The organism is Bifidobacterium sp. ESL0825, assembly GCF_052606465.1.
Genome location: NZ_CP199589.1, coordinates 1,203,993 through 1,220,562, shown reverse-complemented (window position 1 = coordinate 1,220,562; position 16,570 = coordinate 1,203,993). Strand labels below are relative to the sequence as shown.

Below are 16,570 nucleotides of genomic sequence, written 5' to 3'. Positions count from 1 at the left end.
GAGCGTGGATTGAAATCGCGCTTGCTGTAACCACCAGTCCTCGGCTCTCGGTCGCTCCCTTCGCGGGAGCGTGGATTGAAATTCCCGACCCGACAGCCAAGCTGCACATGATGGCGGGTCGCTCCCTTCGCGGGAGCGTGGATTGAAATGCAGGCCTTTGCACGCGCTGTCTGAATGCTTGTACGTCGCTCCCTTCGCGGGAGCGTGGATTGAAATAAGGCATCCATCCACACAGGGCTTGAATACGCCAAGTCGCTCCCTTCGGGGGAGCGTGGATTGAAATACGCCACATGGTGTTGCCCTTGATGGCGACGGTGTCGCTCCCTTCGCGGGAGCGTGGATTGAAATGCCAAGATCCGCGCTGACATGCGTCTCCAGTCGCGTCGCTCCCTTCGCGGGAGCGTGGATTGAAATCGGTGTTTGTGATCCTCGTGAATTGCGACTTCACGTCGCTCCCTTCGCGGGAGCGTGGATTGAAATGTGGAAAGAGAAAAGCGCCGAGCGTTGGCTGCGTGTCGCTCCCTTCGCGGGAGCGTGGATTGAAATAAACGCGTCCTGCGCAGGACGGGCACGGAGCGGGGTCGCTCCCTTCGCGGGAGCGTGGATTGAAATGACGGGTTCGTCAGCAAGGAGATGCCGCAGGATCGTCGCTCCCTTCGCGGGAGCGTGGATTGAAATCAGACGGCCCTGTCAGGGGATCGCATCCAGCTGAGTCGCTCCCTTCGCGGGAGCGTGGATTGAAATGCCAGCACGCCTCCGGTCTGCCTGGCCTACCATGTCGCTCCCTTCGCGGGAGCGTGGATTGAAATACTCGCATACGCAGCGGCAGATTGAACGGCGCAAGTCGCTCCCTTCGCGGGAGCGTGGATTGAAATATGGGCATTTGGGGGACAGCGGATCAAATGAGAGTCGCTCCCTTCGCGGGAGCGTGGATTGAAACATTGCTCAGGAACCTTAGATTATCCGGGAAAACTGTCGCTCCCTTCGCGGGAGCGTGGATTGAAATCCGGAGCGGCTGCCGGCCACCTGCATCAAGGCCGGTCGCTCCCTTCGCGGGAGCGTGGATTGAAATTGGGCCGCGGGCGCCTGCTTGCGGCTGTTGGCCTGGTCGCACCCTTCGCGGGAGCGTGGATTAAAATTTGCGCACGGTCTCTATACCAGCTTGTTGCAAAGTCGCTCCCTTCGCGGGAGCGTGGATTGAAATTGCGGAGCCTTGTCGGGGAGCACCTGCAGCACTTCGTCGCTTCCTTCGCGGGAGCGTGGATTGAAATGCCAAGCTCATGCTCAACAATCTCTATGGGAAGTGTCGCTCCCTTCGCGGGAGCGTGGATTGAAATTGCAGGTCGGGCCGCCCGTCGAAGCCGGCTATGGTCGCTCCCTTCACGGGAGCGTGGATTGAAATGCCCTCCCCTCCAGGAAGGCCTGGGATCTGCTGGGTCGCTCCCTTCGCGGGAGCGTGGATTGAAATGCCGGCGTAGATCAGGCTTGGGTTGCCGGACCGGGTCGCTCCCTTCACGGGAGCGTGGATTGAAATTGAACGTCTTGAGGATCATCTGAATGAGCCGTTTGTCGCTCCCTTCGCGGGAGCGTGGATTGAAATATGCTGGCCCCGTCCGTCGGAGGCAACGGGGCGGCGTCGCTCCCTTCGCGGGAGCGTGGATTGAAATTGCAAAGGCAGGCGGCTCTGGTCTCCAACACTCGGTCGCTCCCTTCGTGGGAGCGTGGATTAGGAATGCCACTACGTATGGTTTTCTGCCTGCGGTATGTACCCCCCCCCCCCCCCCCCCCGTAGAAGCTTGGATTGGAAAACCGATTATGTTACTCTGAATCAACCAGACAACACTGTCTTTTAGCGGGAACATGCATTAAAACTGTTCTTTCCTCAGAACTCTGTTAAGAATTGTATTCCTTCTAAACATGAGTATGAGTTGCTGCTCCGGTATAGTGTCAATCTTTTTATGCCATTCTCTTGTCCCTAGCTGCAAGAGTGCTGTGCTCCCGGCACTCGCGAGAATGATCCCAAGCAGTGACCGGGTCTTTTCGTAGTATAGAAATACTACTGGCCCTCCCTGCAGATGCGGAGGCAATCCTGCAGGGTATCGGATGGATGCACTCATGTTCGCAAAGATGAGAGGAGATGAATGGCTATGGACGAGGATTTCATGAGAAAAATGGCATCCAAGGATAAGGCCTGTACCACTTATGACCATATTCCCCAAAAGAGGATTGATGACTATACTTCGAAGTATCCCATTACTGATGACATGGATGATGCAGAGCGCAGAGTCTGGGATTCGCTGGATGATGAGGACAGGCGAATGATCCAGTCGGATCGTACATACTATGGGACAAACTATGGTGCTGGCTTCGGCGGCGACACCAAGGTGAGTTTCTACGATGTCCTCGGCATCAGGCAGTTCGACTGATTCATCCCCGGATTCCTGTCTGCTGTTGTAATCAGCAAGAGAATCGTCACTGGAGCGCTGGGGGAGAGACCATAACCACTTCATAGTTCTTACATGAGTGTTTGATTCTCTGGGAATGATCCAGCTGTCTGTTCGGCCAAAAATGAGAATGCCTTGTGTCCCCAGCAGGCGCGGGGATGATCCTGCGGGGCATGGGATGGATGCCCTGCAGGTTCACAAAGATGAGAGGAGACGAATGGCCATGGATGAGGATTTCATGAGAGAAATGGCAACCAAGGACAAGGCCTGCACCACTCATGACAACATCCCCCAGGATCTGATCGACAGTTATGCGTCGAGGCATTCCATCACTGAGAAAATGGATGAAGCCGAGCGCCGGGTCTGGGATTCGTTGGATGATGAGGACAGGAGAATGATCCAGTCGGATCGCGTGTACTACGGTACAAATTACGGTACAGGCTGCGGTCCCGGTGACGAGTATGTGAGTTTTCGTGATGTCATCGGCATCAGGCAGTTCGACTGATTCATCCACCAAGCTCCACAGGCTGCTGCAATCAGCAAAAGAGTCGCTATTGGAGTGCCGGGGAAAAACCATAACCGCTTCATGGTTCGAACATGAGTGTTTGACTCTCCTCCAGTTGTAGTAATCGCATCGGTACGCCCTGATTGAAGGTTCTGTCTGCCTTTCAAGGCATCCATTACCGCTTTGCAGATGACTAGCAGGGTGTTTGAACACGAATCGTCATGGTTTTCAGATGAGCATGATCGGCTGGTCAGAAGATGCGGCCCGGGTGCTCATCGGATGCGTGGGGGATGAGTCTGGGTCTGCAGCATTTTTGATCGCCGAAATCAGGTGTTCCCCGCTTCTGCGTGGGTGGGCTGTGTCGCTTTCAGGATGACTCCATTTATCTGCTATTGCCTGGATGCCGAGTGCCTGCGAATTGACCTTTTGCATTCTTGGGCGCGGGTGCGCCGCCCGGTATAAGCTTGTAGGCGATGTGTCCACGAGCAGCGGACTTGGAGGTGTGGTCGCCGATGGAGCAATTCGACGATGCGGATGGCGCGGAATCCGGCAGAAGCGATGCAACGGATTCCGCAGTCGTGCAACCGCACCCGGATGAGGCGACCGCAGTGAACAAGGTTTCGGCTCATCCTGAGGCGACCATTCCGGACTCTGAATACTCTCTGGCTGAGATCGAGCAGCGCCGTGCCCGCCCGGTCCGCTGGGTGGTCTTTGCGCTGGCGATCCTCCTGGCCATCGTCATTCCTTATGGATATGGGCGCTCGCTGGCCATCAACCATACGCAGGGCGTGCTCCACTATGCCTCGGTTCTGGATCCGCGCGGCATTGCCCTGATTGCCTGGACCGTGACTGTGCTGACCTTTATGGGCATCGGCATGTCCATCATCGAGTCGTCCTCCTGGTTCTGGCGGGTGGTCTTCGTGCTGGGCCTGGCTGCCGAACAGCTGATCGCCGGCCTCTGTCTGCTCAAGATGAACTTCTGGTACAGCACCTTTGTGGTCTACCAGCATCAGGCCATCCTGGCCAACGCGGCCAACTTGGGCATCATCGCGGCCGGGCTGGGCGTGGCGGCCTTTGCTGTTATTTTTGTGGCCATCCTGGTCTGCGTGCGCAAGGATTCCCCCTGGAACACGCTGACTCACAGCTGGTCGGCCCTGTCCATGTTCTTCATCATTGAACTGATTGCCATCGCCATCGTCCTCTTCGGAGGCCTCATCACCGCGGCTTGAATCATAGGATCGCGAATTTACTAGGGGATGGGGGCTGATGCATATGGGCTTTACTCGGCTAATTCCCAATCCAGGCGTTTGGCTATCCGCTCGGCGTAGGAGGTATCTATGATGATTAGGCTCCCGCAGGTCACAAACAGAGCGACCAAGGGCCAGCCCATGAGGGTATGGACCCATTCGGGAAGGGTGAAGAAATCAGTGAGGAACATGAGCGGCACCAGGATGTAAACGCTGTAGCCGAGGACATGCATGGTGTAGGGGATGGTAGTTCCTGTGATGTATCGCATGCCGATCCAGTAGTTGTCGAGGGCGATTTGGAGTTCGCGGCTGCTGGCCGGGGTCATTTGGTGTTGGGGGAATTGCCGGTGGGTGGCCCAAACCCATGCGCCGACGCCGATGGCGAGGCCTAGGACGCAGCTGACGATCGCTGTGGTCCGTGGGGGCATGCCCAGGAGGACATCGCCGCCCTGGAGTGGACGGTGCGGTCTGGAGCGGTGCCATGCGCGGGCTATTTTCAAGGCGGATATGAAGATGATGACGATCATCGCGGTGATGTATAAGGGGACGGAGTAGTGTCTTCTGTTGTATTCCCTGGCTTCCGGGGTCCGGTAGCGCATGGGGGCCTTAACGGGCTGGTTGCGGACGCGGTCCCAGTAGACGCGGGTGAACCGGTCGGGCAGGAAGCCGATGGCTTCGTAGCGCCACCATGCGGGGCGGCTGGCGTGCCAGCTCGGTGTCGGCCGTGCCCGGCGGCGAACCTGGTCCTCCCGCCGGTGGTCGCGGGCGAGGGCGCGGACCTGGCGGGCGCGCAGGAGCCTGGTGACGGGGTTGTCGGGTCCCTTCCAGGCCAGAAGGCTGACCTGGTCCTGGGTGAAGATGACCAGGTCGGGGTCGGGGGTGTGGCCGACGCCGACCTCGGGCAGGGGGGCGTCGCCCCCGGGAACTACGCCGGGTCCGCAGGCAAGGCCGCCCACGGAGCAGATCCTGCCCGCGTACCATGGACCGGATGACCCGGTGGTCTGTTCGGGTGGCTGCACATACTGGCCGACCAGGCGGACCACTAGCCCGTCCTCTCCCAGACCGTCGAACCATCCGGTGCCTCTGTAGGCCCCGGATACGGTGGCAGGCCCGTCGGCCAGGACAACCAGCGAGCCCAGGGGCAGGACCTGCCCGGGCCGGGGCCGGCCGATCCTGCCGCGCCGCCGCCACACATGCCCCTGGAAGGTCTGCAGGCACAGGCCCCGCGCCAGGAGGTAGGGCGCCAGGACGTGGTCCATCAGCCGCCTCGACCTCCACGCATTGAACGACATCAACACAAACAACCAGACCAGTATCGCCGGAGAGCCTAATAGGACATCTATCAATAGGTACAGCATCAGTATGCATCCCCTGATATCATTCCTGATTTCAATCCGAGCCGCGCACATGGCAATGCAGGAGACAGCGGGAAAGCTACCATAGATTGTCCTTAATGTGGCCCCACATGTCATCTCCGTTCCCGCGATTGACGGAATCGTCGTAAAAAGCGTTGCCGGCTACTGTACCGAGGTATCCTACGACTAAACCAATTCCAGCTCCTACAATCGTACCTGTTCCACGGGCGGCTCCTACTGCAGCACCGATAACACCACCAGAGGCAGTGATCAGGCCATGAGCCATAGCATCTTGGGTAGCTGCCTGTTGTCAGTATGTGCCGAAGGGATCAGCAATGCCGCTCAATGATTCAAAACCGCCAGAAAGAAAATCGCCGACCATGAAAGAGCGGTTCAACGTGCTCAGTTGCATAGCCTAGGCGGTTGCTTCATTAACGCATCCGTCAAGGTCGTTTTTGGTCTTCTCCCCTCTATCCCTTTTATCGAGTATGTCCTATGTGACCGGTAACTGAATCAGAGATGAAGGTGGGGGTAGGAGGTTGATTTGGTGACTTCATCAAACCTTCGTTCATAGGATCGTTCCTCGGCGTTGATATATCCCATGAACACTATTTCCGTCACGTCTTGGCGGTTGAAGAAAACGATCTTGGCCGGATCAGTCATGCCATACGGGAATTGTACGGCACCATAGTCAAAGTAACCCGTTGTTCCATGCATGACTGTCAACGGAGCGCGGGCGATGATAACCAGCAGGGTACCCGGGTCTCTTCTGGTTTTCACCACGGATCCCAAAGGAAGAATGGTATTTTCTGATTTGATGGAGTTCTGCTCGGATTGTTTCATTAGGTGCCCTCTTTGGTGGATGAATGAAGTTACATTCCTTCAACTTCTCTAACAACCTATGGTAGGGCTACACGGTAAATCACGGTCGGTTCATGCAGCACAGTGCGACATCTTCGCTACATCGGAGTGAAATGGCCGATTCCTCCTTGGCGCTAATCAAATTTTCGTTATGCTTTCCTTCATTTTGTTGATTCCGTCGCTGTTTGCTTGGTCCGCAAAATGTGTATAATGGATTTTTGGCGTGTTTCGCCCGCGGATCGAGAGCGCTTCAGCATAGGGCTGGTGCACCGCGTAACGGAAGAATGCAAGAGGAGGAGCCGTGGCTCTTACGAGTGAGCAGAAGCAGGCAATCGTCAAGGAATACGCGACCCACGAGGGTGACACCGGTTCCCCCGAGGTCCAGGTGGCTCTGCTGAGCAAGCGCATCTCCGACCTGACCGAGCACCTCAAGCAGCATCAGCACGACCATCATTCGCGCCGCGGCCTGCTGCTCATGGTCGGCCATCGTCGCCGGTTGCTGGATTACCTCAAGAAGGTGGACATCAACCGCTACCGTTCCCTGGTGGAGCGTCTTGGACTGCGCCACTGATACGCATGCTTTCGCCCGGGCCTAGCGCTCGGGCGCTTTTGCATGACTGAACCAGGCACCGTTGACTCCGGGATGGGGTTGTAGAAGATGGTGCCGAACTCAAATGCAAGGTTGGTCCGCAAGGAATGAAGATAGCCGGACATGGGGTTCGGCAGGACCAGACCGAAGTAGAAGGATCTCCGGCAGTCAATTGATGCCGAGCATCCTGACATCAGGTAGTAAACAAGCAGTAAACAAAAGGAGGAACCCTATGGAGGGTCCCGAAATCACGGCTGTAGAAGCCACGATCGATAACGGATCATATGGCAAGCGCACGGTGCGCTTCGAGACGGGTCGTCTCGCCCAGCAGGCGGATGGGGCAGTAGCCGCCTATCTTGATGACGATTCCATGGTGTTGTCCACCACCACCGCCGGATCCAGCCCCAAGGAGAACTACGACTTCTTCCCGCTGACCGTTGATGTGGAGGAGAAGATGTACGCTGCGGGCAAGATCCCTGGCTCCTTCTTCCGCCGCGAGGGTCGGCCCTCCAACGAGGCCATCCTGGCTTGCCGGTTGATTGATCGCCCTCTGCGCCCTCTCTTCCCGCATACCCTGCGCAACGAGGTCCAGGTTGTGGAGACCATCCTGGCTGTTAACCCTGAGGATGCCTACGACGTGCTGGCCCTGAACGCGGCTTCCGCCTCCACCCTCATCTCCGGTCTGCCCTTCGAGGGCCCGGTCTCGGGTCTGCGCCTGGCCCTGATCGATGGTCAGTGGGTGGCCTTCCCCCGCTGGAGCGAGCGCGAGCGCGCCGTCTTCGAGCTGGTCGTGGCCGGCCGTGTGGTCGAGGGCGGGGATGTCGCCATCGCCATGATTGAGGCAGGTGCTGGCAAGAACGCCTGGAGCCTCATCTACGACGAGGGCCAGATCAAGCCCGACGAAGAGGTGGTCGCCCAGGGTCTTGAGGCCGCCAAGCCCTTCATCAAGGTTCTGTGTGAGGCCCAGAGCGAGCTCAAGGCCAAGGCTGCCAAGCCCACCAAGGACTTCCAGCTCTTCCCCGAGTACACCGACGAACTCTACGAGCGCATCGACCAGGTGGCCCACGCCGACCTGGACCAGGCCCTCTCCATCGCGGAGAAGCTGCCCCGCCAGGAGCGCATCCATGAGATCAAGGAGAAGGTCCGCGAGGCTCTGGCCGACGAGTTCACCGACATGGACGAGGCCGAGAAGGACAAGGAGCTGGGCAACGCCTTCAAGGAGCTCCAGCGCCAGATTGTCCGCCGCCGCATCCTGACCCAGGACTACCGCATCGACGGCCGTGGCCTGCGCGACATCCGCACCCTGTCCGCCGAGGTGGACGTGGTGCCCCGCGTGCACGGCTCCGCCCTCTTCCAGCGCGGCGAGACCCAGGTGCTGGGTGTCACCACCCTGAACATGCTGAAGATGGAGCAGACCATCGACGCCCTGTCCGGCCCCACCACCAAGCGCTACATGCACAACTATGAGATGCCGCCCTATTCGACCGGCGAGACCGGCCGCGTGGGTTCGCCCAAGCGTCGCGAGGTGGGCCATGGCAACCTGGCCGAGCGCGCGCTGATCCCGGTGCTGCCCAGCTGCGAGGAGTTCCCCTACGCCATCCGTCAGGTCTCCGAGGCCATCGGCTCCAACGGGTCCACCTCCATGGGTTCCGTTTGCGCCTCCACCCTGTCCCTGCTGGCTGCCGGCGTGCCCCTGAAGGCCCCCGTGGCGGGCATCGCCATGGGCCTGGTCACAGGCGAGGTCGACGGTCGGCCCACCTACAAAACCCTGACCGACATTCTGGGCGCCGAGGATGCCTTCGGCGACATGGACTTCAAGGTGGCCGGCACCTCCGAGTTCATCACCTCCCTGCAGCTGGACACCAAGCTGGACGGCATTCCCGCCGACATCCTGGCCGCCGCCCTGCAGCAGGCCAAGGAAGCCCGGGCCACCATCCTCGACGTGATCAACGAGTGCATCGACGGGCCCGCCGAGATGAGCCCCTATGCGCCGCGCATCATCACCACCAAGGTCCCTGTCGACAAGATCGGCGAGGTCATCGGCCCCAAGGGCAAGATGATCAACCAGATCCAGGAGGACACCGGCGCCGATGTCTCCATCGAGGACGACGGCACGGTCTACATCGCCTCCGAGGGCGGCGAGGCAGCGGCCAAGGCCAAGGAGGTCATCGACCAGATCGCCAACCCGCACGTGCCCGAGGCGGGGGAGACCTTCAACGGCAAGGTGGTCAAGATCACCAGCTTCGGCGCCTTTGTCAATCTGACCCCCGGCACCGACGGGCTTCTGCACATCTCGCAGATCCGCAACCTGGCCAACGGCGAACGCATCGACTCCGTGGAGGACGTCCTCAAGGAGGGCGACACCGTCGAGGTCATCGTCCAGGGTGTGGACGACCGCGGCAAGATCTCTCTGGCCATCCCCGGCTTCGAGGACCAGGAGTCCGCAGGCGGCCGTGATCGCGGTGGTCGTGGCGACCGTCGTGACCGTGGTGGCGATCGTCGTGAGCGTGGCGGCCGTGGTGACCGTGATCGTCGTGATCGCCGCAGCCGTTCCTCCGACCGCGAGGATCGGTATGAGGCCCCGCGCCGTTCCCGTTCCGAGCGTGATGATCGCTACTACGACGACGAGGATCAGGAGGACCGTCCCCGGCACCGTCGTCAGAGCCGCGACCGTGACTATGAGGACGGCGGAGACTGGTTCGAGGACGAGGACCGTGGCTCACGTCGTGATCGTCGCCGGGTCTCCCGCGATGATGACGAGGATCGTGGCGGCCGGGGCCGTGGCGAGCGTCGTGGCCGCGGTGATCGTGGCGGTCGTCATGAGCGTCGCTCTTCCGGACGTGGCGGCTATCGTGGCCGCAGGGAGAATCCGCGCTACGCTGCCGACGAGCACTACGACGAGTACCGGGCCGACCGGGAGGAGCGCTCAGAGCGTCCCCGTCGCCGCGTACGCAGGGACTTCGATCCCTTCGACAGTGAGGACTGATTCCCACTGATGCCGGGACCCCGTTCCATTGGACGGGGTCCCGTTTTTGTCTCTTCTGAATTTAGTGAGAGAATGATGGCATGTCCGTATCAATGATCGTGCTCATCATCATCGTTTTGCTGGTCGTGTTGCTGGTCATCTGGGGAATCGGTATCTACAACGGTTTGGTCAACCTGCGCAACCGGGTCGCCAATGGCTGGGCCCAGATTGACGTCCAGCTCAAGCAGCGTGCCGACCTGGTGCCCAACCTGGTCCAGACGGTCAAGGGCTACGCCTCACACGAGTCCACTGTCTTGGAGGAGGTGACCAAAGCCCGCGCCGACGTGGCCCAGGCCCAGACCCAGGCGGCTGGCGGAGACCAGATGCAGGCCCGTGCCGATGCCGAGCAGCGGCTGGGTCAATCCCTGGTCACTCTGATGGCTCGGGCGGAGGCCTACCCTGAGCTCAAGGCCAACCAGAACTTCCTGGACTTGCAGCGTCAGCTCAAGGACCTGGAGGACAAGATCGCCTACGCCAGGCAGTTCTACAATGATGTGGTTCAGAAGTTCAACACCCGCATCGAGACGGTCCCCTCAAACATCATCGCATCCCTCTTCCACTTCCGTCAGGCCCAGTACTTCCAAGCCGACGAGGGTAGCCGCCAGGCGCCAGTTGTGGACTTCGGACAGTGAACGCCCCAGCAGCCTCCTCCGGGAAGGCGGCCTCGAATCATCCCTCCTCGGGCCATTCCTCGTGGAGCACCTCACGCTTTTGCGGAGCCTTGGCGCTGGCTCTGGTGGCAGCCTTGGTGACGTGCCTCGCTGTTCTGTATATCTCCAACAGGAATCGTCCCGACCTGGTATACGATTCGGTGGATTATGATGTCCAGGTCCTGGATAATGGGGATTTGCGTATCAGTCAGACCCTGACTGTCACCATGAATTCCCGCGAGGACGACCACGGCAAAAAACACCCTTGGCGGGAGCTCTACCAGCGCTATCAGATCAAGCCTGACCGGCTGACCGGCATCAGCGACGTAAGCGTGACTGACCTGACTAATGGCTCCACATACAGGCAGACCAACCCGCTAAAGTATCCTGATGATGTCAAGTACATTCACGACTGGGACAAGAACTGGGCTGGCACCTGGTATATGGGCATGGTCTCGGATTGGAAGCTGAAATCCTACAAGCCGGGCGATGCGGGCCAAGGGTCCGCCTGCGGCGATCTGGGGAATCAATGCCAGGTGGAGCTGGGCTGGAACATTCCACAGACTGCCAAGGATTCAGGTCGGCGCTTCCGCATCGACATGACCTTCCACGGGGTCACCACTGCCCATCCCGATGTGGCCGAATTCCAATGGGAGCCCGTGGGCGACACCAACCAGATTCCCGTTGAGCATGTGAACGCCAATGTCAAGCTGCCCAAGCAGACAGGAACGGAGAAGGGCAAGGACGCGAAGGCCTGGCTGCACTTCGCTGGCAGGGGTTCCTACCAGGTGGTGGATGACAGCCGTATCCGATTCTCCGCAGACCACATCAAGCCGGGCCAGCATCTGGATTTGGTGGTGCTCTTCGATGCGGGGAGGACTTCCTCGGTGGTCAGGACCGATTCTCAGCCGGCACGTGACCGTATTGTCGGGCAGGAGCGTCCGCAGTACGAGCGCTGGCATGCTGACCAGACCAGGCGGGCGCGGATCGCACTCTTGACGGGCGTCTTGGTACTCTTGGCTGCTATCGGGCTGATTGCAGTGATGCTTTGTCATGCCTTCCGCAATTATGGAGACTCCCAGTACCAAGGCGATATCATCTACTACCGTCAGCCTCCTGATCTGTCACCCGCCGTGGCTGCCGTTATCAACGATGTGATGCTGACCCGAGAATCCCCTATTGGCAGGCAATTGTCAGCAACCATTCTCTCCCTGGCCTCCAAGCGGGCCATCGCTCTTGTTCCCGTCAAGTATGAGGACCGGGCGAGTTTCGGCGAAGGACCCGTGACCCAGGTGATGCGCTTGCTGCTCAAAGGCAAACAGCAGTCCATGGAGGTGGTCATCAATCCGGTCTGCAGCAAGGATCGAGCATCCCTGGCCCTGTCCTCAAGCGAGGAAGCCTGCCTGAGCATGCTGGAAGGTGCCTCCACTCTGATTGGCTCCGAGAATAAACGCTTCGACCTGTATGAGATGATTGCGCTCTTCGCCAGGACTGAATCCGATAATGGCAGGGCCTACCTGGAAGCTTTCTACCAGGCTGTCGAGTATGAGACCAACAATGCCGACCTGCGCGCATATCGTCATAATGTAGGGGTCTTTGCCTTCCTGGCCGTGCTCTTGGCTGCTTTCATTCTGTTGGCCGGATTCCTGCCGGGCACCGTACTGGTACGTGCGCCCTTGGCCATGCTTCTGGTGGCTGTGGTGACATTCTCCTTGCGCTATAACTGTTGGCGGGTGCTGAGCAGGAATGGACAGCCCATGGCCGGGCAGGTGTCGGGACTTTGGCGCTATCTGCTTGACTTCAGCGATTTTAGCCACCGTGGTGTGGAGGATCTGGTGCTCTGGGACCGTTACCTGGTTTATGCTACGGCCTTCGGCATAAGCGACCGGGTCGTCGCTCAGCTGGCACAGGCCAGCCCTGAACTGACCGACTCCGACTGGCTGAATGACAATGCGCGCGGCAGCCTGCTCTACTGGACCTTCCTGCCTTACAGCCAGGATGTTGCGGCGGCTTCCTCCCTGAGTGACCCTGAAGCATTGGCTGTCAATTCAGCGCTCGGCCAAGGTGGCGTGATTGATTTGGGTACTCAATTGACCCAGGGACTCGACCAGATTGGCGGCCTGATTGGCATGGCCAGCGGCAACGGCTCTGGCAGCGTTATTGGTGGGTTTGGCGACGGTGGCGGCTCCTTCGACGGTGGCGGCGGTGGTTCCGGTGGCGGATCCTTCGGCGGCCGCTGAGACCGGGCCGCCAGTTAAGCTCGATGGAGGCCGGCGGTGTCGAAGCCGGCCTCAATCTACAAGACGGGAGTACATGCATGACATCGTCGATGCGGGCCTTGGGGCCCTTTACTACGACAGCGGTCGGACTGGGTTGCATGGGATTGTCCATCGAGGGCAAGCCGGACCAGGCAACGGCCATCGACGTCATCCACCAGGCCCTGGATGCCGGTTGCCGACATCTGGATACCGCCTGGTCATATTACGAATCGGGCGGCCCCGAACAGACCAACGAGCGGCTGGTTCGCCAGGCTTTGGACTCCTGGCAGGGGCCTCGTCAGGATGTGCTGGTGGCCACCAAGGTGGGACACTACCGCAACTTCACCGATGGTCGGCCCACCTGGGCTGTGGATGGTCGGCCGGAGAGCCTGATCCGGCACGCCAAGGAGTCTGCCCAGGCCCTGGGCGTGGACACCATCGACCTGCTCTACCTGCACCGACCCGATCCGCAGGTGCCCTACCAGGAGTCGCTGGAGGCCATGGCCGAGCTGGCCAAGCAGGGCGTGGCCCGGACCCTGGGCGTCTCCAACGTAGACATCGAGCGGATGGACCTGGCCCGTCAGATTCTGGGCGATGACCTCGTAGCCGTGCAGAACCAGTTCTCGCCCACCTTCACCAGCTCCCGCCAGGAGTTGGACCATGCGGCCGAACTGGGTCTGGCCTTCGTCTGCTGGAGCCCCCTGGGAGGCTTCCGAGCGCCCAAGGACGAAACCCGTTATGATGCCTTCCGGCAGGTGGCCCAGGAGCGCGGGGTCTCCCACCAGCGCGTGGTCCTGGCCTGGGAGCTGTCCCAGAACCGCAACGTCTTTGTGGTTCCCGGGGCTCACAGGGCGGCCACCATTCTGGACTCCCTGCAGGCGGCCGACATGGAGCTGAGCGACGAGGAGATGGACCGCCTGAACCGGGCGGCGACTGCATGAGTCCCAAGCCTGAATCAAGAGAGCAGGGCACCCAGAGCGCTCAGGGCCAAGCCTGGAATCGGGAAAGGACCCTACTGGACAGCAGCCCCCTGCCGTCACTGGACGATCAGGGCCGGCCGATCCCAGTCACCATCCCCATAGCCTTGGCGCCTGGGATCAAAGTGGTCTACACCACCAGGCTGGGCGGGGTCTCCTCGGGCGATTATGCCCAGCTGAATCTCGGCGGCAAGGGGGGCGACGACCCAGAGGCGGTGGCTGCCAACCGTCAGGCCCTGGGCCGCCAGCTGGACCGTCCCATGGTCCTGGTGGATCAGGTTCACTCAGCCAGGGTCTGGGACGCCGACCAAGGTCAACCCCAGGGGCGCTGCGAAGCCGATGCGCAGGTGACCACCCGTCGTGACCTGGCCCTGGGCATCTTCGCGGCCGATTGCCTTCCTGTGCTGCTGACCGACCCGCAGGCCGGCGTGATGGGGGCGGCGCATTGCGGTCGTCGTGGTCTGGTGGCTGGCGTCATTCCAGCCACAGTCAAGGCCATGACTGACAAGGGCGCCGACCCGTCCAGGATCGTGGCAACGCTGGGGCCTCGGATCTGCGCAGACTGCTATCAGGTGTGTTCGCACTTGGCTGATGACTTCGAGAAGCGCTTCCCCGGCGCATCCGGACCATGCCGATTCGGCGGAATCGCCATCGACATCGCCGCTGCAGCCAGGATGGAACTGAAGGCGGCAGGAGTGACCCGTATCGTAGATTCCGCCCCCCGGGTCGGTGCCGCCACCAGCTACCTCCGTCAGGATCCGGACCTGGAAGAGCTCTGCAGCCATGACAGTGAGGGTCCCTCCCTGTCGAAGCGTCTTGAGGATCTGCGCCGACCCTTGTGCACCCTGGAGAATCCGCTCTGGTACTCCCACCGCCGGGCCTCGCTGGCCAGCAAGGCGGGGGAGGGGCGCATGCTGGCCCTTATCCTGGCCGACGACTGATGCAGCATGTTGATTGATCCGGCTTCCGGCACCTGGAGCAGGCCTCGGGTGCAGATGTTCGGTGCAGATAGCGCCGGGCCTGCGCCCCTTCCTGTCCTGGCGTGAGTACCGTTGAGTCTATGAGTGAGAGCAGAGCATCAGCGGCCCCGTCCGAGGTCAGTCAGGATAATGCAGAGCCAGAGGAGCAGATTCAGCCAGTTGTGGCGGTGATTCTGGCAGCCGGGCTGGGCGTTCGGTTTGACGAGAGCAACCCCAAGCAGCTGGTGCAGGTGGGCGGCAAACCCATCATCGCCTGGTCAATTGACGCCTTCCAGTTCAATGCCCGGGTCACCGACATCCTGGTCGTGGTCAACGATCGGGTGCGGGAGGCTGTCGAGGCCATCGTGGGCGATGACACCTACGACAAGGTCCGCACGGTCATCCAGGGCGGCATCGAGCGCATGGACAGCACGGAGGCGGCCCTGCAGACCCTGGCCGAAGCGGAGATCCCCCAGGATGCCAAGCTGCTCATCCACGACGCGGTACGTCCCTTCGTCAGCCAGGAGTCCATCAATGGCTGCATCGATGCCCTGGATACCTTCAACGCCGCTACCGTGGCCGTGGCCTCGACCGACACCATGCTGATGGCCGGCGACCTGGGCGAGCGCAAGGTGGTGCGCCAGGTGCCCGACCGAGACAACATGTTCCGGGCCCAGACCCCGCAGGCCTTCCGTTTCAGCACCCTCCGCAAGGCCTACGACCTGGCCGCCGCAGACCCCGACTTCCATCCCACCGACGACACCCGGGTGGTGGTGGACCGCCTGCCCGAGGAGCCGGTGGCCATCGTGGCCGGCAGCGTGACCAACATGAAGATCACCCTGCCCTCGGACGTGCCCATGGCTGAATGGATAGCGCGCTCCCTGGCCGGGTGAAGTCCTGTGTACCATGGGGCACATGGAGCAGATCAAGGTCATCGTCGCCGGATACGATCATTACGAGGGTGTTGATGTCAACCCCTCCTATCAGGTCTCACAGGCTTTGGCCGAGCATGGCATGGAAGGCATGCGGCCAGTCGGCCCCACCGAGGAGGATCCCTTGGAGGGCGTGGACCTGGCTATTTCCTCCGTTACCATGCCTGTCAGCTTCGCCAAGGCCTGGCCCATCCTGCATGAGGCCATAGAGCGCGTGCGCCCTGATATCATCATCGCCACTGGGCTCAAGCGTCGGGCTCGCGGCATCGCCATGGAGCGCTGCGCCGTCAACCTCAAGGAGGACGACGCTGACGACCGTGAAAACCTGGGGGAGCAGGAGTCTCAAGATACCGTCCCTCGTGCCAGCCGCCAGCCCATCGACCCCCAGGGCCCGGCCGCCTACTGGACCCGACTGCCGCTGAGGGCCATCCTGCACGACTTCGGCACCTGCGGCATTCCTGCCACACTGAGCTCGGACGCGGGCACCTATGTCTGCAACGCGCTCTTCTACAACCTGCTGGCATGGGCTGCAGGACACAAGGATGTCCTGGCCGGGTTCGTCAGCCTTCCCCTGGTCAACGAAAGCGGCGGTCAGGAGTGCGGCCTGCCCCTGGATCAGCAGATACAGGCTGTGCGCGAGGTGGTCAATGAGACCATTCGCTACTATCGCAGGCCCTCCTCCAGTCCCATTCTCATTGCCTGAGACCCGTATGTAAGGCCAATGTGTCGGCGGCAGGTCAGACGGCGACTTTAGGCCGGTCATGGGGT

General features: G+C 60.7%; 13 protein-coding genes and 1 CRISPR repeat array (1 of these 14 running past the window's edge). Of the genes, 11 read left to right on the top strand and 2 right to left on the bottom strand.

Annotated features, from left to right (window positions below):
* A CRISPR array of direct repeats spans positions 1 to 1,733; the repeat unit is 32 nt; unit sequence GTCGCTCCCTTCGCGGGAGCGTGGATTGAAAT; it reaches 2,132 nt to the left of the window's first position.
* Positions 1,734 to 2,141: 408 nt separating this feature from the next.
* From ACUIAG_RS05345 to ACUIAG_RS05335, 3 genes are all read left to right on the top strand, one after another.
* A complete protein-coding gene (locus ACUIAG_RS05345; protein WP_445339265.1) occupies positions 2,142 to 2,426 on the top strand; it encodes a hypothetical protein in 285 nt (94 codons plus the stop codon).
* Between the two features lie 256 nt (positions 2,427 to 2,682).
* The gene (locus tag ACUIAG_RS05340; protein WP_445339264.1) at positions 2,683 to 2,949 is read left to right on the top strand and encodes a hypothetical protein; all 267 of its coding nucleotides are present in this window, start codon (positions 2,683 to 2,685) and stop codon (positions 2,947 to 2,949) included.
* Between the two features lie 512 nt (positions 2,950 to 3,461).
* Positions 3,462 to 4,178, top strand: a complete 717-nt coding sequence (locus tag ACUIAG_RS05335; protein WP_445339263.1) for a hypothetical protein — start codon at positions 3,462 to 3,464, stop codon at positions 4,176 to 4,178.
* A 50-nt stretch (positions 4,179 to 4,228) separates the two neighbouring features.
* Here ACUIAG_RS05335 and ACUIAG_RS05330 read toward each other — a convergent pair whose 3' ends face one another.
* Together ACUIAG_RS05330 and ACUIAG_RS05325 are read right to left on the bottom strand one after the other, a co-directional pair.
* Positions 4,229 to 5,455 carry a hypothetical protein gene (locus tag ACUIAG_RS05330; RefSeq protein ID WP_445339262.1) on the bottom strand — a complete coding sequence of 409 codons (1,227 nt, stop codon included), beginning with the start codon at positions 5,453 to 5,455 and terminating at the stop codon, positions 4,229 to 4,231.
* A 609-nt stretch (positions 5,456 to 6,064) separates the two neighbouring features.
* Positions 6,065 to 6,394, bottom strand: a complete 330-nt coding sequence (locus tag ACUIAG_RS05325; protein WP_229131897.1) for a DUF4176 domain-containing protein — start codon at positions 6,392 to 6,394, stop codon at positions 6,065 to 6,067.
* Positions 6,395 to 6,713: 319 nt separating this feature from the next.
* Between ACUIAG_RS05325 and rpsO the strand changes: the two genes are divergently transcribed.
* The 8 genes from rpsO (at position 6,714) to ACUIAG_RS05285 (ending at position 16,505) form a co-directional block, all read left to right on the top strand.
* Entirely contained in the window at positions 6,714 to 6,983 is a 270-nt protein-coding gene (gene rpsO, locus ACUIAG_RS05320) for a 30S ribosomal protein S15 (protein WP_024626835.1), read from the top strand.
* 250 nt (positions 6,984 to 7,233) lie between these two features.
* Positions 7,234 to 9,987, top strand: coding sequence for a polyribonucleotide nucleotidyltransferase (locus ACUIAG_RS05315; protein WP_445339261.1), 2,754 nt, complete (start codon positions 7,234 to 7,236; stop codon positions 9,985 to 9,987).
* A gap of 80 nt (positions 9,988 to 10,067) precedes the next feature.
* Positions 10,068 to 10,658: a LemA family protein gene (locus ACUIAG_RS05310; RefSeq protein ID WP_445339260.1), complete on the top strand. Its 591-nt coding sequence runs from the start codon at positions 10,068 to 10,070 to the stop codon at positions 10,656 to 10,658.
* Entirely contained in the window at positions 10,655 to 12,916 is a 2,262-nt protein-coding gene (locus tag ACUIAG_RS05305) for a DUF2207 family protein (RefSeq protein WP_445339259.1), read from the top strand. The genes ACUIAG_RS05310 and ACUIAG_RS05305 overlap by 4 nt, the downstream gene beginning before the upstream one ends.
* Positions 12,917 to 12,993: 77 nt before the next feature.
* The gene (locus ACUIAG_RS05300; RefSeq protein WP_045924845.1) at positions 12,994 to 13,875 is read left to right on the top strand and encodes an aldo/keto reductase; all 882 of its coding nucleotides are present in this window, start codon (positions 12,994 to 12,996) and stop codon (positions 13,873 to 13,875) included.
* The gene (locus tag ACUIAG_RS05295) at positions 13,872 to 14,852 is read left to right on the top strand and encodes a polyphenol oxidase family protein (RefSeq protein ID WP_156147968.1); all 981 of its coding nucleotides are present in this window, start codon (positions 13,872 to 13,874) and stop codon (positions 14,850 to 14,852) included. Before ACUIAG_RS05300 ends, ACUIAG_RS05295 begins: the two co-directional genes overlap by 4 nt.
* Positions 14,853 to 14,971: 119 nt before the next feature.
* Positions 14,972 to 15,763, top strand: a complete 792-nt coding sequence (locus ACUIAG_RS05290; protein ID WP_045924844.1) for an IspD/TarI family cytidylyltransferase — start codon at positions 14,972 to 14,974, stop codon at positions 15,761 to 15,763.
* A 22-nt stretch (positions 15,764 to 15,785) separates the two neighbouring features.
* A complete protein-coding gene (locus ACUIAG_RS05285; protein WP_445339258.1) occupies positions 15,786 to 16,505 on the top strand; it encodes a pyroglutamyl-peptidase I family protein in 720 nt (239 codons plus the stop codon).
* The last annotated feature ends 65 nt before the right edge of the window (positions 16,506 to 16,570 follow it).